Here is a 23,634-nt window from a genome sequence, read left to right on the forward strand (position 1 = left end):
ACCCCTTGATCGCTCCATCATTCGGGCGACAAACGTGCGTTCGAGCCGGATCTCGGCGGCGAGGTGGTATGTAGAGGTCCCGGCTGAAGCCGCTCCTGCGACCGAAGGAAGTCCAGCAGGACAAACCCTGACCGGAACCACCTGCCGGGGCGCTTCACATTGATGTCCGAATCCGGCGAGTCTGCGTCCAGTTCCGGTGCTAGCCTGCGTCCATGTCCTCGCCCACCGCGTCTGTCATCGCAAATGCCGCTGCCCCGGCGGATGCCTCGCTGATGCCCGATCCGCGGCTGTGCGAGCAGGCGCGGCTGAGTCGGGACGCACGCTTCGACGGCCTGTTCTTCACCGCCGTCAGCAGCACCGGGATCTATTGCCGGCCGGTGTGTCCAGCGCCGGTGCCGAAGCGGGAGAACGTCCGCTATTACCGCAACGCCGCGGCGGCGGAATCGGCCGGCTTCCGGCCCTGCCTGCGATGCCGGCCCGAGCTGTCGCCCGGTGACGGCGACGGCAACCGGGGCGATGCGACGCTCGCCCGCGCGCTCAAGCTGATCGAACAGGGCGCACTGGCCGATGCGCCGCTGGCGGCCCTGGCCGCACGGGTCGGGCTGGGGGAGCGCCAGTTGCGGCGGTTGTTCGTCGACCGCCTCGGTGCGGCCCCGCTGGGCGTGCACGGCACCCGCCGGTTGCTGTTCGCCAAGCAGTTGCTGACCGAAACCACGCTGCCGATCACCGAGGTCGCGATGGCGGCCGGGTTCGGCAGCCTGCGTCGCTTCAACACCACGTTCCGGGAGGCCTACCGGATGGCTCCGCGCGAGCTGCGCAAGCTTCCGCATGACCACGACAACAGCAACGAACACCAGGTACTGACCTTGCGGCTGGGCTACCGCCCGCCATACGACTTCGCGTCGATGCTCGCGTTCCTCGGCACCCGCGCGCTGCCCGGCGTGGAAGCGGTCGACGGCGACAGTTATGCGCGGGTGATCGCGCCGCCTGACGACACCCCGCTGGCGCCACCGGGCTGGCTGCGGATCAGCGCCTGGCCGGGCGACGCCCACGCGTTGCGGCTGCAGGTTCACGGCGTGGGTTCGACGCGGCTGCTGTCGATCGTCGCGCGGCTGCGGCGGATGTTCGATCTGGACGCCGACCCGCAGACCATCGCCGCCACGTTGTCGGCCGATCCGAAGCTGCGGCCCTTGCTGCAGAAGCGTCCCGGCCTGCGCCTGCCCAGCGGCTGGGACGGTTTCGAGATCGCGGTGCGCGCGGTGCTCGGCCAGCAGGTCAGCGTGGCCGCGGCGCGCACGCTGGCCACGCGCCTGGCGCACCGCTACGGGCAGCCGCTGGAGACGCCGTTCGCGCCGGGACTGGAGCACGTCTTCCCGACTCCCGCGGCCTTGGCCGATGCCGACCTGTCCACGATCGGCGTGACCCGTGCGCGTGCCGAAACGATCCGCCACCTGGCCCGCGCGCTGCTCGACGGCCGGGTCGACTTCCGGCCCGAACGCACGCTGGAGGATTTCGTCGCGCGCTGGGTCGCGCTGCCGGGGATCGGTCCGTGGACCGCGCACTACATCGCGATGCGCGCGCTCGGCCATCCCGATGCGTTCCCGGCCGAGGACCTGATCCTGCGCCGCGTCGCCAGCGATGACGCGACACCGTTGAGCGCGCGCAAGCTGCTCGCGCGCGCCGAGGCCTGGCGTCCGTGGCGCGCGTACTCGGTGATCCACCTGTGGCGCGACACCGTGCCCGAGCCGGCAGCGCCGCAGCCGAAAGCAGCCCAGCCGACACCTGCCAGACCACGTCCCCGCCCGACGCGGACGAACGGTTGAACACGACCGAACCCGGAGGCACCCCATGACCACCTACACCACCATCGATAGCCCGGTCGGCCCGCTGTTGCTGGCCGCCGATGACGACGGCCTGCGACTGGTCGAGTTCCAGCAATCGCGCCACCGCATCAAGCGCACCGACGACTGGGCGGAAGGCGGGCACGCGGTATTCGATGCGACGCGCGCACAGCTGGACGAATACTTCCGCGGCGAGCGCAAGCACTTCGACCTGCCGCTGGCACCGCGCGGCACGCAGTTCCAGCGTGACGTCTGGTTCGCCCTGGCGACGATTCTGTACGGCGAGACCGTCAGCTACGCGCAACTCGCCGGCCGCGTCGGCCGGCCGTCCGCGATGCGCGCGGTCGGTGCCGCCAACGGCCGCAACCCGCTGCCGATCGTGCTGCCCTGCCACCGCGTGATCGGCGCCGACGGCAGCCTGACCGGCTTCGGCGGCGGCCTGCCGACCAAGCAGTTCCTGCTGGAGCTGGAAGGTGCGTTGCCGCGGTCCGACCTGTTCGTGACCGGGTCGCTGCCGTTGTAGGAATGCGGAGGCTTGCGTCCCGAAGTCAGTCGCGACCGACCGGACGCGCGCGACGATGTCCAGCTCGCGGCCCACATCGCGCCGCCTACTCCGCCAGCATCCGCTCGACCTCGGCGCGGCAATGCGCGGCAATCGCGTCGGCGTGGAAATGGCGGCCGTTCTCGACCACGCAGCGGCCGTCGACCCAGGTCTCGCGCACCAGCGGCCGGTTGCCGCTGAACACCCAGCGGTCGATCGCGTCCTCGTCGCGCACGCCGGCGAACTGCGGCGCAGCGACATCCAGCACCACCGCGTCGGCGAATTCGCCATTCGCCAATTGCCCGATGCGGTGGCCGCTCGAATCCGCGGCGCTGGCGACGACGCCGTGCAACAGGGTTTCGCCCACGCTCGGGGAGTGCTCGGTCACGGCGATATTGCGTCGCCGCATGACCAGGCGCTGGCCGTATTCGAGCCAGCGCAGCTCCTCCACCGGCGAGACCGAGATGTTGGAGTCCGAACCGATACCCCAGCGCCCGCCGGCGTCGATGTAGTCGCGCAGCCGGAACAGGCCGTCGCCGAGATTGGCCTCGGTGGTCGGGCACAGCGCGACGGTCGCGCCCGAACGCGCGATGCCGGCCAGTTCGGCGTCGTCCAGGTGGGTGGCGTGGACCAGCGTCCAGCGCGCATCGACCGGGGCGTGGTCAAGCAGCCACTGCACCGGACGCGCGCCGCGCAGCCGCACGCACTCGTCGACCTCGCCGGTCTGCTCGGCGATATGGATGTGGATCCGGCTGTCGGCCGGCAACGCAAGCAGGACTTCCTGCATTGCCTGCTCGGGCACCGCGCACAGGCTGTGCAGCGCGCAGCCGATCCGCAGCATGCTGTTCTGTTCGGCGCGCAGCGTTTCCAGCAGGCGCAGGTAGCCGTCCACGTCGTGGGCGAAACGCCGCTGGCGCGCGTCCAGCGCGCGGCCGTCGAAGCCGCCGGTCATGTAAAGCACCGGCAGCAGGGTCAGGCGGATGCCGACCTCGTGCGCGGCGGCGATCAGCGCGCGCGACATCGCCGCCGGGTCGGCGTAGGGCCTGCCGTCGGGGGCGTGGTGCAGGTAATGGAACTCGCAGACGGTGGTGTAGCCGGCCTCCAGCATCTCGCTGTAGAGCTGCGCGGCGACCGCCTGCAACGCGTCGGGCGTGAAGCGTCCGGCGAAGCGGTACATCGCCTCGCGCCAGGTCCAGAACGAATCGGCCGGGTCGCTCTGGCGTTCGGCCATGCCCGCCATAGCGCGCTGGAACGCGTGCGAATGCAGGTTCGCGATGCCCGGCAACACGCGCTGCGCGGTGGTGCCGCCCCGCGGGTTGCGGACGATGTGGCCGTGGGCGTCGACATCGAGCCTGATGCCGTCCTGCCAGCCGTCGGGGTGCCAGATCCTGGCGTTGGGAAGGGTTCTCATGGCGGCGATTGTGGCGTGCCTTCCGGCATCTGGCGACCGTCGCGCACCGCCCTACAATGATTCGATGAACACACCTGCCAGCACGCCAGCGGACGCATCCACTTTGCAACCCACAACACCAGAGCGGTGGGATGGCTTGATCATCGGAGCCTCGCTGGCCACATTGGCCGGCGCCCGCGGTTACGGCGAAATCATCGACGGCGCACTGGGCTGGCGCGACGGTCGCATCACCTACGCGGGACCGCGCGATGCGTTGCCGGGCCCGCCGTCATCGCTGGCGCGCGAGGTGATCGAGTCCGACGGCTGGATCACGCCCGGACTGGTCGATTGCCACACCCACCTGGTCTTCGCCGGCGACCGTGCGCGCGAGTTCGAACTGCGGCTGCAGGGCGCCAGCTACGAGGAGATCGCCCGCGCCGGCGGCGGCATCCTGTCCACCGTGCAGGCGGTGCGGGCGGCCGACGAGGACGAGCTGCTGCGCCAGTCGCTGCCCCGCGCGCACGCACTGCTGGCGGACGGCGCCACCACGCTGGAGATCAAGTCCGGCTACGGGCTGGACTTCGCCAACGAGCGCAAGATGCTGCGCGTCGCCCGCCGGATCGGGGTCGAGCTGGGCATCACCGTGCGCACCACCTACCTGGCCGCGCACGCGTTGCCGCCGGAGTTCAGCGACCGGCCGGACGCCTACATCGACGCGGTGATCGACTGGCTGCCCCGCCTGCATGAGGAAGGGCTGGTCGACGCGGTGGACGCGTTCTGCGAGGGCATCGGCTTCAGCCCGGCGCAGACCCGCCGCGTGTTCGACGCCGCGCGCGCGCTCGGGTTGCCGGTCAAGCTGCACGCCGACCAGCTGAGCGACCTCGGCGGGGCCGGACTGGTCGCCGAATTCGATGGCTTGTCGGCCGACCACGTCGAGCACAGCAGCGACGCCAGTGTGCGGGCGATGGCGCAGGCCGGCGTGGTCGCGGTGCTGCTGCCGGGCGCATTCCATGTCCTGCGCGAGACCAGGCTGCCGCCGCTGGATGCATTCCGCGAGCACCAGGTGGTCATGGCCGTCGCCACCGACTGCAACCCCGGCACCTCGCCGCTGATGTCGCTGCGGCAGGCGATGCAACTGGCCTGCATCCATTTCCGCCTGACGCCCGAAGAAGCGCTGCGCGGCGCGACCGTCCACGCCTCGCGTGCACTCGGACTGGCCGACCGTGGCATGTTGAAAGTCGGCATGCGCGCCGACTTCGTGCAATGGCGCGTCCGCCACCCCGCCGAGTTGGGCTACTGGCTGGGCGGCGCGCTGGCCGGCGCGGTCTGGGTCGGCGGCGAGCGCCGCGCAACGCAGGCATCTTGAGCCGGCCGGCGATTCGGCCTATCCCGCAACACCCCGTCAACCCTGGAGACACCATGCATCGCACCCTGCCCTTCCTGCTGCTCGCACTCGTCCCGGCACTCGGTTTTGCACAGTCTCCCTCGCCGCCCGCAGCGAGCGACGCCGCTCGCGCCCTCGCCCAGGACGCGGTGATTGTCGATACCCACATCGACGCGCCCGGCATGCTGACCGACCGCTGGATGGACCTGGGCGTGGACGCGCCGGGACGTGAGTTCGACTACCCGAAATCACGCGCAGGCGGCCTGGACGTGGCGTTCATGTCGATCTACACCTCGGCCAAACAGGACGATGACGGCACCGCCTGGCAGGCAGCCAATGAAATGATCGATTCGGTCGAGGCGCTGGCGCAACGCCACCCCGACCGCTTCGCGCTGCTGCGCTCGCCCGGCGATGTCGACCGCCTGCGCGCGGGCAACCGCGTCCTGCTGCCGCTGGGCATGGAGAACGGCGCGCCGCTGGGCGATGACCTGGCCAACCTGCAGTTCTTCTTCGACCGCGGCGTGCGCTACATCACCCTGGCCCACAGCGCGGCCAACCGGATCGCCGACTCGTCCTACGCCGCCGAGCGCCGCTGGAATGGGCTGAGCCCCTTCGGCCGCGAGGTCGTGGCCGAGATGAACCGGCTCGGGATCATGGTCGATGTCTCGCACGTCTCCGACGAAGCCGCGCGTGAAGCGATCGCGCTCAGCACCGTCCCGGTGATCGCCAGCCACTCCGCCTTCCGCCACTTCACTCCCGGCTTCGAGCGCAACATCAGCGACGAGCTGGCGAAGTCGATCGCCGACCGGGGCGGCGTCGTCCAGATTCCGTTCGGCACCGCTTTCGTGGATCCCCAGGGCGCCGCCGACACCCAGGCGCACTTCCGCGCAATCAACGAATTCCATCGCAAGAACGCGGAACTGCGCGCCGCCGGCAAGCCCGCGCAGGACCGGGCCGCGTTCGACGCCGCCTGGGCGGAAGCCCATCCGGCACCGTCCACGCCGATCGATGCGGTCCTCGACCAGATCGATTACGCCGTCCAGCTGATCGGCATCGACCATGTCGGCATCGGCTCGGATTTCGACGGCGTCGGCGGCGAGCTGGTCGACGGCCTGCGCACGGTGGCCGACTTCCCGAACCTGATCGACGGCTTGCAGGCGCGTGGCTACCAGGAGGCGGACATCCGCAAGATCCTCGGCGGCAACCTGCTGCGGGTCTGGGCCGCCATCGAAGCCGGCGCCCGGTAACGTGCGTTGCGTGGGCGGCAGCTGTCTCCGGCACCGGTGACCCGACACGGGCACGCAGACCTGCACGAGTCCGGTCTCCGCCAAAAGGAAAGCCCCGCATTGCGGGGCTTTTTCTCACACCGGCTTGAAGCCGATGCTTATTCCTTGACGACGGTCTTCTTGGCCACGACCTTCTTGGCCGGTGCCTTGCTGACGGTCTTGCCGGCTGCGGACTTCTTCACCACTGGCGCGGCGGCGGTGCCGGTGGCCTTGGTCACGGCCGAACGGGAGTTGCCGTAGCTGGAATTGAAGCGCTTGCCCTTGGCGGTCTTGCGGTCGCCTTTGCCCATGATCTTGCTCCCGGATTAGGTACTTGGACTGTTGAAAAACCCGCACACGAGGCGCGGGCGCCGGCGTGGTGCGCCGGGGCCGCACGTGGCGCGGGAAGCTGCGGATCTTAACATGGCAGCCCGCGATGCCGCGGACTCAATGCGTGCAGCTGGCGTCGTGGAGGTGGCCGTGGTTCAAACGCAGGTTCGCGACATGGGCCAGTCCGACCAGGGTGCCGCCGAGGGTCATCGCAATCGCATGCGGCACCAGCGATTGATGCAGCGGCGGGTACAGCACCGCCAGCCACAGCACCGACAGCCCAGGGATAAGCAGCCACAGCGCGCGCACGACACCATGCCGGCGGTAGCCCTGGATCAGGCTGAACAGGCCCAGCAGGGTCGCGAACACCACGAACGCCTGCTCGAACCGGTCGCTGCCCATGCTCATCAGTCCGAGCGCTGGCAGCAGTGCGATCACCACCGGCAGCAACGCACAGTGGATGGCGCACAGCAGCGAGCCGTAGGCGCCGAGTCGGTCGAGCAAGCGATGGGTGCGTGGGGACATGGGGGCGGGTGACTTTCGGGAGGGGTGGGACTTGATTGTTATAATATAACATTCCGATCCACCCAAGTCGCCACTTTATCCGAACTCATGCCCAAACACCCGGTTTCCCGTCATGTTCTCCGCCCCCTCCCGCTCGTCATCACCCTTGCCGTCGCCCTGCCCGCCTTTGCGGAGTCATCGCCCCAGAGCCACGACCACCAGCCGGTCGACCTGACCGCGGTGCAGGTGCGCGCCACGCCGTTGCCGGGCACCACCGAGGATCTGGTGCGTCCGGTGGAAGTGCTGGCCGGTGAACGCCTCGATGCCGCCAAGGCCAATTCACTGGGCGAGACGGTCAACAAGCTGCCGGGCGTGCAGTCCTCGTACTTCGGCCCCGGCGTGGGCCGGCCGATCATCCGAGGTTTCGACGGCGCCCGCGTGCAGGTGCTCAGCGACGGGCTCGGCGCGGGCGACGTGTCGACCGTCAGCGCCGACCACGCGGTCAGCATCGAGCCGTTCCTGGCCGAGCAGATCGAAGTCCTGAAAGGCCCGTCCACCCTGCTCTACGGCAGCGGCGCGATCGGCGGCGCGGTCAACGTGATCGACGGCCGCATCCCCGAGGCCGCGACCGCCGAACCGCTGCACGGCCGCGCCGAGTTGCGCGGCGGCAGCGTCAACAATGAGAGGACCGGGATGCTGCGGCTCGATGGCACCTCGGCCTCGGGCAACGTGGTGTTCCATTTCGACGCGCTGCACCGCGAAACCGGCGACTACGACATTCCCGGTTTCGCCGAAAGCGCGCGCCTGCTGGCCGAGGAAGACGAGACCCCGGATCCGGCCACGGCCGGCACCCTGCCCAACAGCGCGGTGCGAACCGACAGCGGTGCGCTGGGCGTGTCGTGGATCGGCGACCGCGGCTTTCTCGGCGTCGGCTACTCGCTGTTCAACACCCGCTACGGCGTGCCGGGCCACTCCCACGAGGCCGGAGATGACCACGACCACGCAGACGCCCACGACGGGGAAGGCCACAGCGACGAAGGCGTCCACATCGTCATGGACCAGCGCCGCTCGGAACTGCGCGGCGGCCTGGACGAGCTGGGCGTGTTCGAAACGCTGCGGGTGAAATTCGCCCAGACCGATTACACCCACACCGAATTCGAAGGCGATGAGGTCGGCACGGTGTTCGACAACAGCAGCAAGGAGGCGCGCGTGGAACTGGTGCACCGTCCCTGGGGCGGCTGGCGCGGCGCGTTCGGCGCGCAATGGTCCAGGCGCGATTTCGATGCGGTCGGTGCCGAGGCCTTCGTGCCGGCCACCCAGGGCAGCGCCACCGGTCTGTTCTGGATCGGCGAGCGCGAATTCGGGCCGCTCAAGCTGGAGCTCGGCGCCCGCCACGACCGCAACGAGATCGACTCGGCCGCGCAGGCACTGGCGCCACAGCGCCGCACCGCGCGCAAATTCGAGGCCAAGAGCGCGTCGGCGGCGGTCAAGTGGGAACTCAACGACTCGTTCCACTTCTCGCTGGGACTGGATCGCGCCCAGCGCGTGCCGACCGCCGAGGAACTGTTCTCCAATGGCCTGCATGTGGCCACCGGCACGATCGAGATCGGCGACGACTCGCTCGGCGTGGAAACCGCCAACCGGCTCGAACTGGGCCTGCGCTGGCACAGCGAGCGGGTGCAGCTCGGCATGGCGGCGTACGCGATCAAGTACGACGACTTCATCTACCAGAGCACGCTGGAGCCGCTGGGCGAGCCGGGCTCGGTGCTGACCGATGGCGGCACCGCGGTCCATCTGTGGAACCAGGCCAACGCCCGCTTCCGCGGCATGGAGGCCGACGCGACGATCGCGCTGGCCGACAACGCCAGCGGTGGCTGGGACCTGCGCCTGTTCGGCGACATCGTGCGCGGCCGGCTGGATGGCGGCGGCAGTCGCGACGTCGACCTGGAGGTCTTCCATGGCGAGCATACCCACCGGCACGCGGCGCGGATCGCCCTGGACGGCAACCTGCCGCGCATCGCCCCGGCCCGCATCGGCAGCGAACTGAGCTGGAACCGGGGACCGTGGCGCGCGTCGGTGGGCGCGGTGCGTTACATGAAGCAGGACGACGTGGCCGCCAACGAAACCACTACTCCCGGCTACACCCTGGTCGACGCGCACCTGGCGTGGCACAAGGACTCCGCGCACGGCAACGCCTGGGAGATATTCCTGGACGGCAGCAACCTGCTCGACCAGGAAGCCCGCCCGCACACCTCGTTCCTGAAGGACCTGGCGCCGTTGCCCGGCCGAGGCATCGCCTTCGGCGTACGCGCGTTCTTCTGAGGCCAGCAACGCGGCTGGCATTGCCGTGGCAGCACGCGATCCGTACGTCGTTCCGGCGTTACGGATCGCGACTTGCGCGCTCTTGTCGGAGCGACATAAGCCGCGACAGCACGGCGAAACCGGACGTCAGTGCATTCGCGACTTGCGTCGCTCCTGCAGGAACAACCGCGGCGTAATCGGGCAGCCGATCAATCCGGCTTTGCTGCGCATTGCGCGCACACGCCATGGACTTCCAGTGTCTGCGCGCGCGGCACGAAGCCCTGGGCGCGGGCGCGGGCCTCCAATGCCTCGACGATGGAATCGTCCTCCAGCTCGGTCGCCGACTGGCAGGTGTCGCAGATCAGGAACGGCACCGCGTGCTGCTCGCCGCCGGGATGGTGGCAGCCCACGAACGCATTGATCGACGCCAGCTTGTGGATGAAGCCGTGCTCGAACAGGAAGTCCAGCGCGCGGTACACCGTCGGCGGCGCGGCGGCGTCGTGGGTTTCCTTCATCTGGTCGAGCAGTTCGTAGGCCTTCATCGGCCGGCCGGCGTCGGCGATCAACTGCAGCGCATTCGCGCGGATCGGGGTCAGCCGCAACCCGCGCTGCTTGCAGATCCGCACCACTTCACGCACGAAGGCAGCGCCATCGTGGACGTGGTGTTTCGGGTCGGTGCAGGCGGACATGCGTTCCATCTCCTCTGTGATCTAGGCCTCGGCAGGCACTTTTTCAAGCGCGGCGTCGATCCGCTTCACCGCTTCGGCCTGCCCGGCCAGGTACACGGTGTGGGCGATGTCCGGGCTGACCTGGGTGCCGGTGATGGCCACCCGCAGCGGCTGGGCGACCTTGCCCATGCCCAGCTCCAGCGCCGCGGCGGTCTCGTGCAGGGCCGCGCTGACACTGTCGGCGGTCCACTGCGTGAGCCTGGCCAGGCGGTCGCGCGCATCGGCCAACGGCGCGCGCGCAGCCGGCTTGAGGTGTTTGGCGACGGCCGCCTCATCGTAGTCGACCAGCGGGCCGAACCAGACCGCCGAACGCTCGGCCATGTCTTTCAGCGTCTGCACCCGGTCGCGCAAGGCGATCACGATGTCCGCCGGCGCGGGGCCCGCGGCAAGGTCGTAACCCTGTTGCCGCAGGTGCCATTCCAGATGCTTGCCGACCTCGGTCGGGTCGTCGTTCTTCAGGTACTGCTGGTTCAGCCAACCGAGCTTGGCCGGGTCCAGCCGTGATGCCTTGGCGTTGACGTCCTTGAGATCGAACAGGGATTTCATCTCGTCGATCGAGAAGATCTCCTGATCGCCGTGCGACCAGCCCAGCCGCACCAGATAGTTGAGCAACGCATGCGGCAGGTAGCCGGCATCGCGGTACTCCATGACATCCGCCGCGCCGGTGCGCTTGGACAGCTTGGCGCCTTCCGGGTCGAGGATCATCGGCAGGTGGGCGAAGTGCGGCACCTCCGCGCCCAGCGCCTTGTAGATGTTGATCTGGCGCGGGGTGTTGTTGACGTGGTCGTCGCCACGCACGACATCGGTGATGCGCATGTCCAGGTCGTCGACCACGACCGCGAAGTTGTAGGTCGCGTAACCGTCGGAGCGGAAGATCACCAGGTCGTCCAGCTCGCTGTTGGCGATCTCGATGCGGCCCTTGACCTTGTCGCCCCACGCGACCACGCCGTCGAGCGGGTTCTTGAAACGGATAACGCGGTTGGGGTCGTCGCGGTAGCCGGCGTCCTGGTCGCGGTAGGCACCGTTGTAGCGCGGCTTCTCGTTGGCGGCCATCGCCGCCTCGCGCATCGCTTCCAGCTCGGCCTTGGTCTCGTAGGCGTAGTAGGCGTGACCGGACGCGACCAGCTGCTCGGCCACCTCGCGGTAACGCTCCAGCCGATGGGTCTGGTAGATCGGGCCTTCGTCGTAATCCAGTCCGAGCCATTCCATCGCCTGCAGGATCGCGTCGATCGCGGCCTGGGTGCTGCGCTCGCGGTCGGTGTCCTCGATGCGCAGGATGAACTCGCCGCCGCGGTGGCGCGCCTCCAGCCAGCAATACAACGCGGTGCGCGCACCACCGATGTGCAGGTAACCGGTGGGACTGGGGGCGAAACGGGTGCGGCAGGTCATGCGGAAGGCTCGTAGCAGAAAGGGCGGATTCTACCGGAGCCGCCCTGGCAGGGCCTGGAGTGGGGCTGGGCGTCCCGTTGAGAGGGTGGGACTGCTGTGGCAATTTCCCGTCGACACACTCGTGGGACTGCCGCGGGCGTGGGGTACTCCGCCGGCTGGACCGCTGCGCGGCCCTTTATGCCGGCTGCGTACCCCCACGCCCACGGCTCCGACTGGTCTACGTTGGCGTGCCAGTGGTTGCATGGACACCGAATGTCGCCAAGACCATCGCGATGACTGGATGTGACCTCTCAGTAGGTTGTTCATCCGCGGCATCTCTGGAAGATGGGGGTTAGGAAGCCAACCCACCTGCCCTGTCGCTGCCGCTGCCGCTGTTGCGGTTGCGGTTGCTGTCGCTTGTCGCGGTTGCGGTTGCAGTGAGGTCGCATCGCCGGGTATGCGGGGTGCGTAGCCGGCATAAAGGGCCGCAGCGCGGCCCAGTCGGCGGCGCACCCCGCGCACCCGGCACCTCGAACACCCGGGCACCCCGCGCACCCGGCACCTCGAACACCCGGGCACCCCGCGCACCCGGCGCCTCGTACACCCGGTACACCCGGGGCATCTCGTACACCCCCGCCCCCTACAATGACCCGATGACCACGCTCTTCATCTCCGATCTCCACCTGGACGCCGAACGGCCGCAGATCACCGAACTGTTCGGCCGTTTCCTGCGCGAGGAAGCACGCGGCGCGGACGCGCTGTACATCCTGGGTGACCTGTTCGAAGCCTGGGTCGGCGACGACGATCCCTCGGAGACCGGCGCGTTCGTGGCCGATGAACTGCGGGCCGTGGCGGACGCCGGGACGCCGGTGTCGTTCATCCATGGCAACCGCGATTTCCTCCTCGGCGACAGCTATGCGCGCCGCGCCGGCATGGCGATCCTGCCCGACCCCAGCGTGATCCTGCTGTACGGCCGGCCCACGCTGCTGATGCACGGCGACACCCTGTGCACCGATGACCTCGCCTATCAGCAGTTCCGCAGCCAGACCCGCAACCCGGCCTGGCAGGCGCAGTTCCTGGCGCAGCCACTGGCCGCCCGCCTCGCATTCGCCCAGCAGGCGCGCGCGGCGAGCAAGGCGCACCAGTCCGGCCTGCAATCGCAGGGGACGATGGAAACCATCACCGACGTTGCCGCCGCGACAGTGGCGGACACCTTCACCCGCTTCGGCATCGACACCCTGATCCACGGCCATACCCACCGCCCGGCCGTGCACACGATCGACATCGGTGGCACGCCGCGCGAACGCATCGTGCTGGGCGACTGGTACGAGCAGGGCTCGGTATTGCGGCTGAACCGCGACGGCCACACGCTGGAATCGCTGAGTCAGGGATCTGAACAACGAGGATTCTGCTCGGCATTCCCGCAACCGCGGGACAAGCACGGAGCGCGCAGATCGTCTTGTAAAGGCGACCCGAAGGGCGAGTACAGCGAGCTCCCCAGAACCTCTGCTTTCAATGACTTGAAGTCACTGCCCCCCAGGAGCGTCGCCAGACTGCCGAGGGCAGGGCGACGAAATATCTCGCCGCCCTTCGCATCAACTCACAAGCCGGAACCGGCGCAGCCGCTCATTGCCTCGCCGTCGTAGGTGAACGTCGCGGTGAACTCGAACTCCTGTCCCGACATCGAGTCCTGACACGGCGTGCGCTGGATATCGAGCGTGAACGCCTTGCCACCATCGCTGCCGGTCAACTGGATGCCATCGTCGGCATCGGCGCTGCGCTCGGCCACCAGCAATTTGCCCGGCTGCATCTCCGGCGTGGTCCAGGTCAGCGCGGTGCCATCGACCGTCACCGACCAGAACGGCTCGTTGCCGCGCGCGTGGAACTGCGTGATCGACGCGTCCTGCGCATCCATCTGCATCGCGCCCTCAGCCATGTCGGTCGCAGCATCGGCCGCTGCCGGCGCGGTTACGGCGGGGGCGGACGGCTGCGGCTGGCAGGCCGTCAACGCGACCATCGCGCACGCCGAAACCAGCAACACCGAAATGGAACGGAATTTCGACATGGGTATCTCCCTGGGGCTATCGATCAAGTGGAGCAAAGGCAGTCAACGCGCCCGCCGCGGTGACCGCCCGGTTCTCGATCGCATCCTGCAGCATCGCCAGCTCCTCGTCATCGAAGCCCGCAGCACTTCGCGCCTCCAGATTGAACGGGCCGTACAACACGTCGCGCGCGTACTCGGCCAGCAACCGGCGAAACGTCGGTCCCGGCTCGACGCCCGCGCGCTCGCAATACCAGCGGAACCAGCGCGAACCCGCAGCGACGTGGGCGACCTCCTCGCGCAGGATCAGCTCCAGGATCGCGACCGTCGCCGCGTCGCCCAGCCCGCGCAACCGCTCGATCATCCCCGGCGTCACATCCAGCCCGCGCGCCTCCAGCACCCGCGGCACCAGCGCCATCCGCGTCAAACCGTCGTGCGCGGTCTTCACCGCCATCTCCCACAGACCGTTGTGGGCATCGACGTCGCCGTAGTCGTGGCCCAACTGCCGCAGACGTTCCCGCAGCATCGAGAAATGCCGCGCCTCGTCCACCGCGACCCCGATCCAGTCCGCATAGAATTCCGGCGGCAACCCGCGGAACCGGTAAACCGCATCCCAGGCCAGATCGATCGCATTGAACTCGATGTGCGCGATCGCATGGATGAACGCCGCCCGGCCCTCGTCACTGCCCAGGCCACGCTTGGGCAACTCGCGCGGATGCACCAACCGCGGCCGCGCCGGACGCCCCGGCAGGTCGATCAACTCCGCCGGCGGCGCATCGTCCGGGATCGCCAGCTCCCCTCGCGCGAACGCCTCGGCCGCAGCCAGCGTCGCCTCGACCTTCCCGTCAGGCGTGTCCGCATCCAGACACCCGCGGGCCGCTTCAAACAGATTCATCGTCATTTCCGGCCCAACCCGACTCCACCACCAGCCCGATTCTCAAAGAACCCGCAACGCCGACGAACCACCCAAGCGGCTGTGGGGGCGCATTCCAACCAAGCGAATATCGTGGAGCGACCTGGAATGTGCCTCCGCAGCCGCTACCCATGAAACCCACCGCGCGTTTTCCCCCCAACTCCCGACACCGCCACCAGCCCGGCTCTCAATAACCCTCAACGCCGACGAACCACCCAAGCGGCTGTGGGGGCGCATTCCAACCAAGCGAATATCGCGGAGCGACTTGGAATGTGCCCCCACAGCCGCTACCCATGAAACCAACCGCGCGCTTTTACGAAGCCCGACGCGTCGTCTTCGCCTCGTCCGAACGCAGACGCTTGACCCGCTCGAAATAGTCGGCCTCCGCACCCGTCACGTACTCGCCGTTGAAACACGACGAATCGAAATGCTCCAGCCGATGCTTCGGACCCGACACCGACTCCTCCAGATCCGCCAGATCCTGGTAGATCAGCCAGTCGCACCCGAGCAGCGTCTCGATCTCCTCCTCGCTGCGCCCGTGCGCGATCAACTCCTCGCAACTGGGCATGTCGATGCCGTAGATGTTCGGATACCGCACCGGCGGCGCCGCCGAGGCCAGGTAGACCTTGCGCGCGCCCGCATCGCGCGCCATCTGCACGATCTGCCGCGACGTGGTGCCACGCACGATCGAATCGTCCACCAGCAACACGACCCGGTTGCGGAATTCCAGCGGAATCGGATTGAGCTTGCGACGCACCGATTTCACCCGCTGGTCCTGCCCCGGCATGATGAACGTGCGGCCGACGTAGCGGTTCTTGATGAAGCCCTCGCGGTACTTCACCCCCAGCACGTGGGCGACCTCCAGCGCCGCATCGCGCGAGGAATCGGGAATCGGGATCACCGTGTCGATGTCGTGTCCGGGCCGCAGGCGCAGAATCTTCTCGCCCAGCTTCTGCCCCATCCGCATCCGCGCCTTGTGCACCGAGATGTCGTCGATCAGCGAATCCGGCCGCGCGAAATACACGTACTCGAAGATGCACGGCGTGTGCACCCCCGGCTCGATGCATTGGCGCGCATGCAGCACACCGTCGGCGGTGATCACGATCGCCTCACCCGGCAGTACGTCGCGCACCCGCTTGAATCCGGTCAGATCGAACGCCACCGACTCCGAGGCCACCGCGTACTCGTCGCCGGCCACGCCGGTGCGCTTGCCCAGCACCAGCGGCCGGATGCCGTTGGGATCGCGGAACGCGACCAGCCCCAGGCCCAGCACCGTGGCGACCACCGCGTAGCCACCCACGCAGCGCCGGTAGACGCCGGTCACCGCCTTGAACGCCGTCTCCGGCGACAGCGCCTCGCGACTGCCCAGTTCGTGCGCGAACACGTTCAACAGCACTTCCGAATCCGACTCGGTATTGATGTTGCGACGGTCCTGCTGGAACACCTCGCTGCGCAGCGCGTCGGTGTTGACCAGGTTGCCGTTGTGCGCCAGCGCGATGCCGTACGGCGAGTTGACGTAGAACGGCTGCGCCTCGTCATCGCCCTCGCTGCCGGCGGTCGGGTAGCGGCAGTGGCCGATGCCGACGTGCCCCACCAGCCGCCGCATCGACTCGTCGTCGAACACGTCGCTGACCAGGCCATTGCCCTTGTGCAGCAACAAGCGATTGCCGTTGGCGATGGCCATGCCGGCCGCGTCCTGGCCGCGATGCTGGAGCACCATGAGGCCGTCGTAGAGTTGGGCCGCGACGTCGTGGTGGCCGACGATTCCGATAATGCCGCACATGGTGGTGGGTCCTGGATGGCTGGAAATTGGTCAATGGTCGCCGCGCTGGCGACAGGGGTTGTTGTGCAGGTTGTTGCCGTTGCGGGCGGGCAAGCATCAATCGCCGGGCGTGGGAGGTATGGCCGGCGTTGGCAATTCTGGTGCTGGTAAATCCGATGCAGGCAAGGTCGACCCCGGCAGCATCGGCAGGCTGGCCGGCGACAGCAGCGCCGCACCTTCCGCCTCGCCGTGCAGATCCACCCGCCGGGCCACCCAGTCGGGCAACCAGATGGTCATCCACTGCGCTCCGGGCACGAACAGCGGCACCACCCGCGACGCCTGCCACGAGGCTTCGCGCGGGAGTTCGGTCAGTCCCAGCAGCAACAGCAACGCGCAGGCGATGAAGGCCCCACGGGCCGTCCCGAGCAGCAAGCCGAACATCCGGTCCAGCCCCGACAGGCCGACCGAGTGCGCCAGCTTGCGCACGATCCAGCCGACCAGCCCGACCACCATCAGCACCACGATGAAGGCCAGCGCGTAGCCGCCGAACAGCTGGCCCGCGCCCGGCTCGCCATCGCTGGCCAGCAGCAACGCGACCTGCGCACCGAACTGGAACGCCGCCCAGCCCGCCAGCAGCCACGCCGCCAACGATGCCAGCACGCCGATCAGCCCGCGCATCAATCCGAACAGGGCCGACACCGCGACGATCGCCAGCAACACCCAATCGATCGCACTCATTGCCGCGTCACGCCACGCCTCACGGGTGCGGACGCACGAAGCCGGAAATGCCCAGCTTGCTGGCCGCCTGCGCCTTGAGCTGGTCGGCGGCGGCACGGTCGGCCACCGGCCCGACCTGCACCCGGGTCAGGGACTTGCCTTCCGCCGTGTTCGCCGACTCGACGAACGCGCTCAGGCCCAGGCTGCGCGCGCGGTCGCGCAGCGCGATCGCCTCGGCCTGGTTGCTGAACGCCCCCAGTTGCACGGCGAAGCCGACATTCGCGGCGGCGGGTTTCGATGGTGCCGGCACGGCGGCGGGCTTCGGCGCAGGCTTGGCGACGGCCGGCGGGGTGACCGGCGTCGCGTCCGCAGGCTTGGCGGCAACCGGCGCGTCCGGCTTCTTGGCCGGGCTGGACTCGGGCAACGGCACCGGCTTGGACAAGGGGGCCGTCGATGCCGTGGCGCTGGAAGACGCGGCACCGGCGGCATCCGCCGGAACCGCATTGAGCACGACCACTTTCGCGCCGACGTCATCGCGCACCTGGCCGGACTGCAGCCGCGCCGCCTCTGCCGCGGCCCGGGATTCGTACGGGCCGATGCGCACCCGGTACAACGTGCGGCCATTGTTGGTGGTCGCCTCCTGGTAGCCCGGCAGCCTGGCAGCCTGCAAGGCAGCGACCACCCGCTGGGCATCCGCCGCACTGGCGTAGCTGCCGAAGCTGACCGCGTAATCACCGGCGGCCGTCGATGCCGGAAGCCGGCCCGTTTCCGTTTCGCCCGGCTGGGCATCAGCGCCGTCCGTGCGCGCGGCGCGGGTATCGACCGTGGGCAATGCGTCGGGATCGGCTGCAGGCCCGGCATCCGGCCCGGTCACGTGGGAGCCGCTGGCGGCACCGGGCGTCACCAGGGGCAGTTCACGGGTCTCGAACCCGTTCTTGGGAGCGCTGGGCAGATCCAGCGAAATGTCCGACACGCCGCTCTCGGGCGCGGGGCCCTTGATCAGCATCGGCAGGAAGATCACCGCGATCGCGACCAGCACGGCGGCGCCGATCAGGCGCTGTTTCAGGGCAGGTTCCATCGGATCTCGCAGGCAACGGGAGAAATGCCCGACGAATTATACCCTTGTGCCGGCAGCCCGCCGGGGCGCAGTCCGGTGCGCCTCAACCCGTCATTCAGGCGGTCGGCAGCTGCCCTCGGCCTGCAGCCAGGCCAACGCCGCCGAGGCGGTGTGGAAGGAGCCGAACACCAGGATCCGATCACCCGGTTTCGCCCCGTCGCAGGCCGCGGCGATGGCGTGCGCGACATCCGCATGACGGCCGCCCGATGCCGCCGCGGTGCCGGCAAGGCGCGCGGCGAACGCATCGACACCAGTCCCGCGCGGCGCCTGCTCGACCAGTCCCGCCAGATGCCAGGAGCCGACCGCCCCGGCCAGTTCGGCCACGACGCCGATCGCGTCCTTGTCGGCCAGCGCGGCATACACCGCATGGGTGGTGCCGGCGGTCGGCGTCGCTTCCAGCCAGGCCGCCAACTCGTGCGCGGCCTGCGGGTTGTGGCCGACATCGACCACGACCTCCACGCCATTGCAGTCGAAGCGCTGCAGCCGGCCCGGCAGATCCGCGGCTGCCACGCCGGCGACGATGGCGGCATCCGCCGGCGGTGTTTCCAGCGCGCGCAGCGCGGCGATCGCAACCGCGGCGTTGCGCAACTGCACCGGCGCCAGCAGGCGCGGGAACGGCAGGTCGACCCGGTAACCGACCTCGCGCCAGCGCCAGCGACCGGGTGGCACGTCGTCCTGGTCCTGGTCCTGGTCCTGGTCCTGGTCCTGATCCAGATCCAGATCCCGGTCGTCGGAGCCATCGCCGTCGGCCGCGCGATCGATGAAGAAGTCGCAGCCGATCCGCACCGCCGACGCACCGATCGCGTAGGCATGACGCAGCACGCTCGACGGCGGGTCGTCGTCCCCGAGCACCAGCGGCTTCCAGCCGCGCGCGATGCCGGCCTTCTCGGTACCGATGGCCTCGCGGTCGTCGCCCAGGTAGTCCTGGTGATCGAGCGCCACCGTGGTGATCACCGCCACGTCCGGATCGACCAGGTTGGTCGCATCCAGCCGGCCGCCCAGCCCGACCTCGAGGATCGCCAGGTCCAGCCCGGCACGCTCGAACAGCCACAACGCCGCCAGCGTGCCGTACTCGAAATAGGTCAGCGGGGTGTCGCCACGGGCGGCTTCGATCGCCTCGAACGCGGCGACGATGCCGGCATCGTCCACCGGCTTGCCGTCGATCCGGATGCGCTCGTTGTAGGCCCACAGATGCGGTGAGGTGTAGGCGCCCACTTTCCAGTGCGCCGCGCGTGCGATCGCCTCGATGAAGGCCACCGTCGAGCCCTTGCCGTTGGTGCCACCCACGGTGATCACCTGGCGGGCCGGTCGACCCAGTCCAAGCCGGCCGCCGACCTCGCGCACGCGTTCCAGCCCCATGTCGATCGACTTGGGGTGCAGCTGCTCGATCCGCTCGAGCCATCGGGTCAGGTTCATTGCAACGGGCCAAAAAGGGGGATGCGCATGATCCGCGCTTACAGCGCGCGATGCACCGCCTCGCCAAACAACGGGGTGTGGTGGCTGCAGTCGTTCAGGCGGACCACGTCGAGGTGATCGACATCCGGCCCTTCGAGCAGGTTCAGCGTGGTCGGCGCCTGGCGGAACGTCCACAACCGGCCGAACGGGATGCCCAGCACGTGGCACAGCAGCACCCGGTTGACCGCGTCGTGGGCGACCACCAGCAGGGTGTCGTCGGCGGCCATCCCGTCGGCGGCCCGGGCCAGCGCGGGCCAGGCGCGATCGAACACGTGCTGCAACGACTCGCCTTCCGGCATCAGCACCTCGTGCGGCTCGTGGCGCCAGGCCAGCAGGCGGGCGGGATCGCGTTCGTGGATCTCGCTGGCGAGCAGCCCCTCCCAGGTGCCGTGGGCGATCTCGGCCAGGCCCGCATCGAGCGTCAGCATCCCGGCGCGATCGCCCAGTGCCAGTTCGGCGGTGCGGCGCGCGCGCGACAACGGCGAGGCCACCGCGCGCGCAATCGCGACATCGCGCAGGCGCTCGCCCAACGCGCGGGCCTGGGCCTCGCCGGTCGCGGACAGCGGGATGTCGGCCTGGCCCTGGTAACGGCCTTCGGCGTTCCAGCTGGTTTCGCCGTGGCGGGCGAGCAGGATCTTCATGGCATCGGTTCTCGAAGCGTATTGGCGCGGCGGGGATCAGCGCCCATTCTGGCCCAACTCCCGCGCCGCTGGCGGCATCGGCAGGCAGCGTGCAGGATGTCGGCTTTCTGGCACAGCCGAGGTCCACGATGAACCACCACGCCCATGGCAGTTTCGAGGTCAGTGCCGAGCGCGAGCCGCCGTACGACTCCAGCGATGACGTCCGGCTCGGCCGCACCCGCATCAGCAAGCGGTTCGAGGGCGACCTGCAGGCCACCAGCTCGGTCGAGATGATCAGCGCGGCGAACGCCCACGCGCAGGGATCGGCGGGCTACGTGGCGATGGAACGGGTCCGCGGCACGCTCGCCGGCCGCAGCGGCAGTTTCGTGCTGCAGCACAGCGGCACGATGGACCGCGGCGCCGCGTCGCTGTCGGTCACCGTGGTGCCCGACACCGGCACCGGCCAGCTGGCCGGGTTGCGCGGGAAGATGGCGATCAAGGTCACCGAAGACAGGCACCTGTACACCTTTGAATACCGGTTCGGGGACGAGGACACCGCCGGATCGGCCTGAGTCCAGCCCGGCCGGCAAGTGAAAAAAGAACGCCGGTCATTCGACCGGCGTTCGTGCAATCACCCTTTGCGAGGCTTATTTCTGGTTCATCTCCCGACTTCGGGGAAGTCGGGAAGACGGGCCGGGGCGCGACCTGCAGGCCTTCGCTTCTAGAACCCCCGCCATGCTGGAACGACGGGAGCGAATGCCCTTGTGTGCGAATGTCCCCCGGCACCGATGAAGCCGGTGCCTCCTCCTTTATTTCGCACACAAGGGCATTCGCTCCCGGCACCCCGGCCACCCCGCAGATGTCGCGCTTTCCCCTTGGATGGGAGAAGAACCTTATTTCTGCGCGGGCACGCCAAGCTCCTGCAGCACCTGCGGCGCCGGGAACGCCTCCTGCATCACCCAGCGCAGGTAGCGGCCGTCGACCGCGATCACCCGGGTCATGGCCGGATCGAACACCCAGTTCGAGCTGACGCTTTCCCAGTTCATGTCGAACACCAGACCGACCAGCTCACCGCGCGCGTCCATCACCGGCGAACCGGAGTTGCCGCCGGTGATGTCCAGGTCGGCCATGAAGTTGACCGGCACCGTGCCCAGCTCTTCGCTGGCCAGACCGCCGTAACGCTTCGCCGCGATCGCATCCAGCTGCGCCTGCGGCGCATTGAACGGCTCCACGCCGGTGGCCTTGGCGGCGACCTGTTCCAGCGTCGTGAACGGTGGCAGGCGCGTGCCATCGGGCTTGGTGTAGCCCTGCACGTTGCCGAAGGTGATGCGCAGCGAGGAGTTCGCGTCCGGGTACACCGACTCGCCGCGGCTGGCCTTGTAGTCGGCGACCGCCTGCAGGTACGCCGGGCGCGCCTGCAGGATGTCGCCGGTACGGACCTCGTCCTGCTGCTCGTTGGCCAGGATCGTCGGCATCAGCGCCACCGCCAGTTGCAGCGCGGGGTCCTTGCTCGCCTCGAGGGTGGCGCGGTCGGCCTTCATCAGCGCCAGGCGGGTATCCAGATCGCCCAGCTGGGTGCCGGCGAGCCGGTCCAGCGCGGACTGCACCGCGGCCTCGTCGTTGCCGCCCAGCCACGCGTCGAGCGCGGCGATGTGCTGCGCCTGCGGCAGCTTGATGTACTCGCGCAGCCAGTACTGCTGCAGCTGGCGATCCATGCCGGCGTCGTAGCGGCGCTCCATCTGCTTCAGCGAGCCCTCGAAGCCCGGCAGGTCACGCGCCTGGTAACCGGCGTCGCGTTCGGTGTCGGGCTTTTCGGCCTCGATCGCGAAGCGGTACAGCCCGGTCGCGGTGCCGATCACACCGGTGCGTACGAGCTGGCCGAACACCAGGTCGCGGTCGCGGGTGGCGCTCTCGGCCGCGTGCAGCTCCAGCAGTTTGGCGTGCGCGGCCAGCGCCGGCTTGCCCTTCGCGCCCTGCCCCTTCAGCCACGCCAGTACCGCGGCTTCCTCGGCATGCTTGGTCTTGCTGGCGTCGATGCGCTGGAAACCTTCCAGCTGGCCGCCGTAGTTCTTCATGGTGTTGTGCCAGCCGCGGACCGTGCTGGCGTACTTGACCTTGATGTCCTCGTCTTTCGCACCGGCCGCCTCGACCAGCGCCACCAGGTTCTCGTAGTGCGCCTTGACGGTCGGGTAGGTCCACTGCTCGGTCTCGTCGAACTCGTCGGCCAGCGCATAGCGCGCGGTGCGGCCGGGGTAGCCGGCGACCATCACGAAATCGCCGATGTCCAGCGGCTGGCTGGCGAACTTCAGCCAATGCTTCGGCTGGAAGGGCACGTTGTCGGTCGAATACGCGGCCGGCTTGCCGTCCTGGCCGACGTAGGCGCGGTAGAACGCGAAGTCGCCGGTGTGGCGCGGCCACATCCAGTTGTCGATGTCGCCGCCGAAGCTGCCGATGCTGTTGGGCGGCGCGTAGACCAGCCGCACGTCCTTGATCTCGAGGTTCTTGAACAGGCGGTAGTCGTTGCCGCCGGCGAAGCTGTAGAACTGGCAGCGATAGCCGGCGTCGGCCTCGCAATCGGCGACCAGCTGCTTCTGGATCTTCTCCAGCGCCCTGGTGCGGCCGAGCGCATCGGGGGCCGCGGCGATGGCGGCCTTGACCTGGGCGGTGATGTCCTGGATCGAGTCGAGCGCAAAGATGCGCGCATTCGGGCCGGCGGAGACTTCGCGCTCGGTCGATCCGGCATTGAAGCCGTCCTCGATCAGGTTGTTTTCCGGCGTGGAGTTGAGCTGGATCGCGCCATAGGCGCAGTGGTGGTTGGTCACCACCAGCCCCTGCGGCGATACGAAACTGGCGGTGCATCCGCCCAGCGACACCACCGCGCCCATCGGGTCGCCGGTCAGGTTCGCCAGTTGTTCGGGCGGCAGTTCCAGCCCGGCCTTGTCCAGCGCTGCGGCGATTTCCGGCAGCTGCTGCGGCACCCACATTCCTTCACCGGCCGTCGCCGACCCCGTGACACCCGCCAGCGCAATGGCGGCGGCCAACATCGAATAACGCATGCACCTACTCCTGCCCGAGGATCAATCGGCGATTTTAGCCTGCGGCTGCGGTAGCGGCCTGTAACTTCCGGCAGGGGTGTGGGTGCACCATGCGCGTGGTGAGCTTCCAACAGCGAAGCGCCGGTTTACGCGAGCAGTGCCTGCCGGGTGTCCCGATCAGTCGCTCCACGATATTCGCTTGGTGATCGGAACACCCGACAGGCACCTCCAGAATCTTTCGGTAGCCGATGGAGGGTCAAAATCAGAGTTGGCGGCTGACTTTGGAAGACAAGGGCTGCGGATAACTTCAACAGCGAACGTG

At 68.7% G+C, this 23,634-nt stretch carries 19 protein-coding genes and 1 pseudogene; 7 read left to right on the forward strand and 13 right to left on the reverse strand.

Annotated elements, in window-relative coordinates; translation table 11 throughout:
- Positions 1–212 precede the first annotated feature (212 nt).
- Both N792_RS04480 and N792_RS04485 read left to right on the forward strand, forming a co-directional pair.
- Positions 213–1,823, forward strand: a complete 1,611-nt coding sequence (locus tag N792_RS04480; RefSeq protein ID WP_224743912.1) for a DNA-3-methyladenine glycosylase 2 — start codon at positions 213–215, stop codon at positions 1,821–1,823.
- 25 nt (positions 1,824–1,848) lie between these two features.
- On the forward strand, positions 1,849–2,364 hold the full coding sequence (locus N792_RS04485; protein WP_036192848.1) for a methylated-DNA--[protein]-cysteine S-methyltransferase: 516 nt from the start codon (positions 1,849–1,851) through the stop codon (positions 2,362–2,364).
- An 85-nt stretch (positions 2,365–2,449) separates the two neighbouring features.
- Here the strand turns inward: N792_RS04485 and N792_RS04490 are convergent, their stop codons facing one another.
- Entirely contained in the window at positions 2,450–3,793 is a 1,344-nt protein-coding gene (locus N792_RS04490; protein WP_036192851.1) for a formimidoylglutamate deiminase, read from the reverse strand.
- Between the two features lie 64 nt (positions 3,794–3,857).
- Here N792_RS04490 and hutI point away from each other — a divergent pair, with 64 nt between their 5' ends.
- On the forward strand, positions 3,858–5,138 hold the full coding sequence (gene hutI, locus N792_RS04495; protein WP_052103476.1) for an imidazolonepropionase: 1,281 nt from the start codon (positions 3,858–3,860) through the stop codon (positions 5,136–5,138).
- A gap of 53 nt (positions 5,139–5,191) precedes the next feature.
- Positions 5,192–6,403: a dipeptidase gene (locus tag N792_RS04500; RefSeq protein ID WP_036192854.1), complete on the forward strand. Its 1,212-nt coding sequence runs from the start codon at positions 5,192–5,194 to the stop codon at positions 6,401–6,403.
- Between the two features lie 137 nt (positions 6,404–6,540).
- Here the strand turns inward: N792_RS04500 and N792_RS04505 are convergent, their stop codons facing one another.
- Both N792_RS04505 and N792_RS04510 read right to left on the reverse strand, forming a co-directional pair.
- Positions 6,541–6,732 (reverse strand): 30S ribosomal protein THX, encoded by a 192-nt coding sequence (locus N792_RS04505; RefSeq protein ID WP_036192857.1) that lies wholly within the window; start codon positions 6,730–6,732, stop codon positions 6,541–6,543.
- A gap of 136 nt (positions 6,733–6,868) precedes the next feature.
- Entirely contained in the window at positions 6,869–7,276 is a 408-nt protein-coding gene (locus N792_RS04510; protein WP_036192859.1) for a MerC domain-containing protein, read from the reverse strand.
- Positions 7,277–7,363: 87 nt separating this feature from the next.
- Between N792_RS04510 and N792_RS04515 the strand changes: the two genes are divergently transcribed.
- Positions 7,364–9,577, forward strand: a complete 2,214-nt coding sequence (locus N792_RS04515; protein WP_036192861.1) for a TonB-dependent receptor domain-containing protein — start codon at positions 7,364–7,366, stop codon at positions 9,575–9,577.
- Between the two features lie 188 nt (positions 9,578–9,765).
- Here N792_RS04515 and N792_RS04520 read toward each other — a convergent pair whose 3' ends face one another.
- Positions 9,766–10,254 (reverse strand): transcriptional repressor, encoded by a 489-nt coding sequence (locus N792_RS04520; RefSeq protein WP_036192862.1) that lies wholly within the window; start codon positions 10,252–10,254, stop codon positions 9,766–9,768.
- A 12-nt stretch (positions 10,255–10,266) separates the two neighbouring features.
- Entirely contained in the window at positions 10,267–11,673 is a 1,407-nt protein-coding gene (gene gltX, locus N792_RS04525; protein WP_036192864.1) for a glutamate--tRNA ligase, read from the reverse strand.
- Between the two features lie 632 nt (positions 11,674–12,305).
- Between gltX and lpxH the strand changes: the two are divergent.
- Positions 12,306–13,040: pseudogene (gene lpxH, locus N792_RS04530) on the forward strand (UDP-2,3-diacylglucosamine diphosphatase); the annotation flags it as partial.
- A 212-nt stretch (positions 13,041–13,252) separates the two neighbouring features.
- Here lpxH and N792_RS04535 read toward each other — a convergent pair.
- The 7 genes from N792_RS04535 to N792_RS04565 form a co-directional block, all read right to left on the reverse strand.
- The gene (locus N792_RS04535) at positions 13,253–13,717 is read right to left on the reverse strand and encodes a COG3650 family protein (RefSeq protein WP_036192865.1); all 465 of its coding nucleotides are present in this window, start codon (positions 13,715–13,717) and stop codon (positions 13,253–13,255) included.
- Positions 13,718–13,733: 16 nt separating this feature from the next.
- Entirely contained in the window at positions 13,734–14,588 is an 855-nt protein-coding gene (locus tag N792_RS04540; RefSeq protein WP_084105400.1) for a ferritin-like domain-containing protein, read from the reverse strand.
- A 331-nt stretch (positions 14,589–14,919) separates the two neighbouring features.
- Entirely contained in the window at positions 14,920–16,389 is a 1,470-nt protein-coding gene (purF, locus tag N792_RS04545) for an amidophosphoribosyltransferase (protein WP_036192866.1), read from the reverse strand.
- A gap of 96 nt (positions 16,390–16,485) precedes the next feature.
- Positions 16,486–17,106, reverse strand: a complete 621-nt coding sequence (locus N792_RS04550; RefSeq protein ID WP_052103441.1) for a CvpA family protein — start codon at positions 17,104–17,106, stop codon at positions 16,486–16,488.
- A 19-nt stretch (positions 17,107–17,125) separates the two neighbouring features.
- Entirely contained in the window at positions 17,126–18,163 is a 1,038-nt protein-coding gene (locus tag N792_RS04555; protein ID WP_036192867.1) for an SPOR domain-containing protein, read from the reverse strand.
- Positions 18,164–18,253: 90 nt separating this feature from the next.
- Complete coding sequence (gene folC, locus N792_RS04560; RefSeq protein WP_036192869.1) at positions 18,254–19,618, reverse strand: bifunctional tetrahydrofolate synthase/dihydrofolate synthase; 1,365 nt, start codon at positions 19,616–19,618, stop codon at positions 18,254–18,256.
- 38 nt (positions 19,619–19,656) lie between these two features.
- A complete protein-coding gene (locus tag N792_RS04565; protein WP_036192870.1) occupies positions 19,657–20,298 on the reverse strand; it encodes a histidine phosphatase family protein in 642 nt (213 codons plus the stop codon).
- Between the two features lie 128 nt (positions 20,299–20,426).
- Between N792_RS04565 and N792_RS04570 the strand changes: the two genes are divergently transcribed.
- Positions 20,427–20,849 carry a DUF3224 domain-containing protein gene (locus tag N792_RS04570; RefSeq protein WP_036192872.1) on the forward strand — a complete coding sequence of 141 codons (423 nt, stop codon included), beginning with the start codon at positions 20,427–20,429 and terminating at the stop codon, positions 20,847–20,849.
- A gap of 321 nt (positions 20,850–21,170) precedes the next feature.
- On the opposite strand, the gene N792_RS04575 is transcribed toward N792_RS04570, so the two are convergent.
- The gene (locus N792_RS04575; protein WP_191150527.1) at positions 21,171–23,261 is read right to left on the reverse strand and encodes a S46 family peptidase; all 2,091 of its coding nucleotides are present in this window, start codon (positions 23,259–23,261) and stop codon (positions 21,171–21,173) included.
- Positions 23,262–23,634: the final 373 nt, after the last annotated feature.

Source organism: Lysobacter concretionis Ko07 = DSM 16239 (genome assembly GCF_000768345.1).
GTDB lineage: Bacteria > Pseudomonadota > Gammaproteobacteria > Xanthomonadales > Xanthomonadaceae > Novilysobacter > Novilysobacter concretionis.

Excerpts from the sequence above, each read along its gene's own strand:
- N792_RS04480 (WP_224743912.1), top strand. The coding sequence starts at position 213 with ATGTCCTCGCCCACCGCGTCTGTCATCGCAAATGCCGCTGCCCCGGCG.
- N792_RS04575 (WP_191150527.1), bottom strand. The coding sequence starts at position 23,261 with ATGTGGGTGCCGCAGCAGCTGCCGGAAATCGCCGCAGCGCTGGACAAG.
- N792_RS04570 (WP_036192872.1), top strand. The coding sequence starts at position 20,427 with ATGAACCACCACGCCCATGGCAGTTTCGAGGTCAGTGCCGAGCGCGAG.
- N792_RS04500 (WP_036192854.1), top strand. The coding sequence starts at position 5,192 with ATGCATCGCACCCTGCCCTTCCTGCTGCTCGCACTCGTCCCGGCACTC.
- N792_RS04520 (WP_036192862.1), bottom strand. The coding sequence starts at position 10,254 with ATGGAACGCATGTCCGCCTGCACCGACCCGAAACACCACGTCCACGAT.
- N792_RS04515 (WP_036192861.1), top strand. The coding sequence starts at position 7,364 with ATGCCCAAACACCCGGTTTCCCGTCATGTTCTCCGCCCCCTCCCGCTC.
- N792_RS04505 (WP_036192857.1), bottom strand. The coding sequence starts at position 6,732 with ATGGGCAAAGGCGACCGCAAGACCGCCAAGGGCAAGCGCTTCAATTCC.
- hutI (WP_052103476.1), top strand. The coding sequence starts at position 3,858 with ATGAACACACCTGCCAGCACGCCAGCGGACGCATCCACTTTGCAACCC.
- folC (WP_036192869.1), bottom strand. The coding sequence starts at position 19,618 with ATGAACCTGACCCGATGGCTCGAGCGGATCGAGCAGCTGCACCCCAAG.
- gltX (WP_036192864.1), bottom strand. The coding sequence starts at position 11,673 with ATGACCTGCCGCACCCGTTTCGCCCCCAGTCCCACCGGTTACCTGCAC.
- N792_RS04555 (WP_036192867.1), bottom strand. The coding sequence starts at position 18,163 with ATGGAACCTGCCCTGAAACAGCGCCTGATCGGCGCCGCCGTGCTGGTC.
- N792_RS04490 (WP_036192851.1), bottom strand. The coding sequence starts at position 3,793 with ATGAGAACCCTTCCCAACGCCAGGATCTGGCACCCCGACGGCTGGCAG.
- N792_RS04550 (WP_052103441.1), bottom strand. The coding sequence starts at position 17,106 with ATGAGTGCGATCGATTGGGTGTTGCTGGCGATCGTCGCGGTGTCGGCC.
- N792_RS04485 (WP_036192848.1), top strand. The coding sequence starts at position 1,849 with ATGACCACCTACACCACCATCGATAGCCCGGTCGGCCCGCTGTTGCTG.
- N792_RS04565 (WP_036192870.1), bottom strand. The coding sequence starts at position 20,298 with ATGAAGATCCTGCTCGCCCGCCACGGCGAAACCAGCTGGAACGCCGAA.
- purF (WP_036192866.1), bottom strand. The coding sequence starts at position 16,389 with ATGTGCGGCATTATCGGAATCGTCGGCCACCACGACGTCGCGGCCCAA.
- N792_RS04510 (WP_036192859.1), bottom strand. The coding sequence starts at position 7,276 with ATGTCCCCACGCACCCATCGCTTGCTCGACCGACTCGGCGCCTACGGC.
- N792_RS04535 (WP_036192865.1), bottom strand. The coding sequence starts at position 13,717 with ATGTCGAAATTCCGTTCCATTTCGGTGTTGCTGGTTTCGGCGTGCGCG.
- N792_RS04540 (WP_084105400.1), bottom strand. The coding sequence starts at position 14,588 with ATGAATCTGTTTGAAGCGGCCCGCGGGTGTCTGGATGCGGACACGCCT.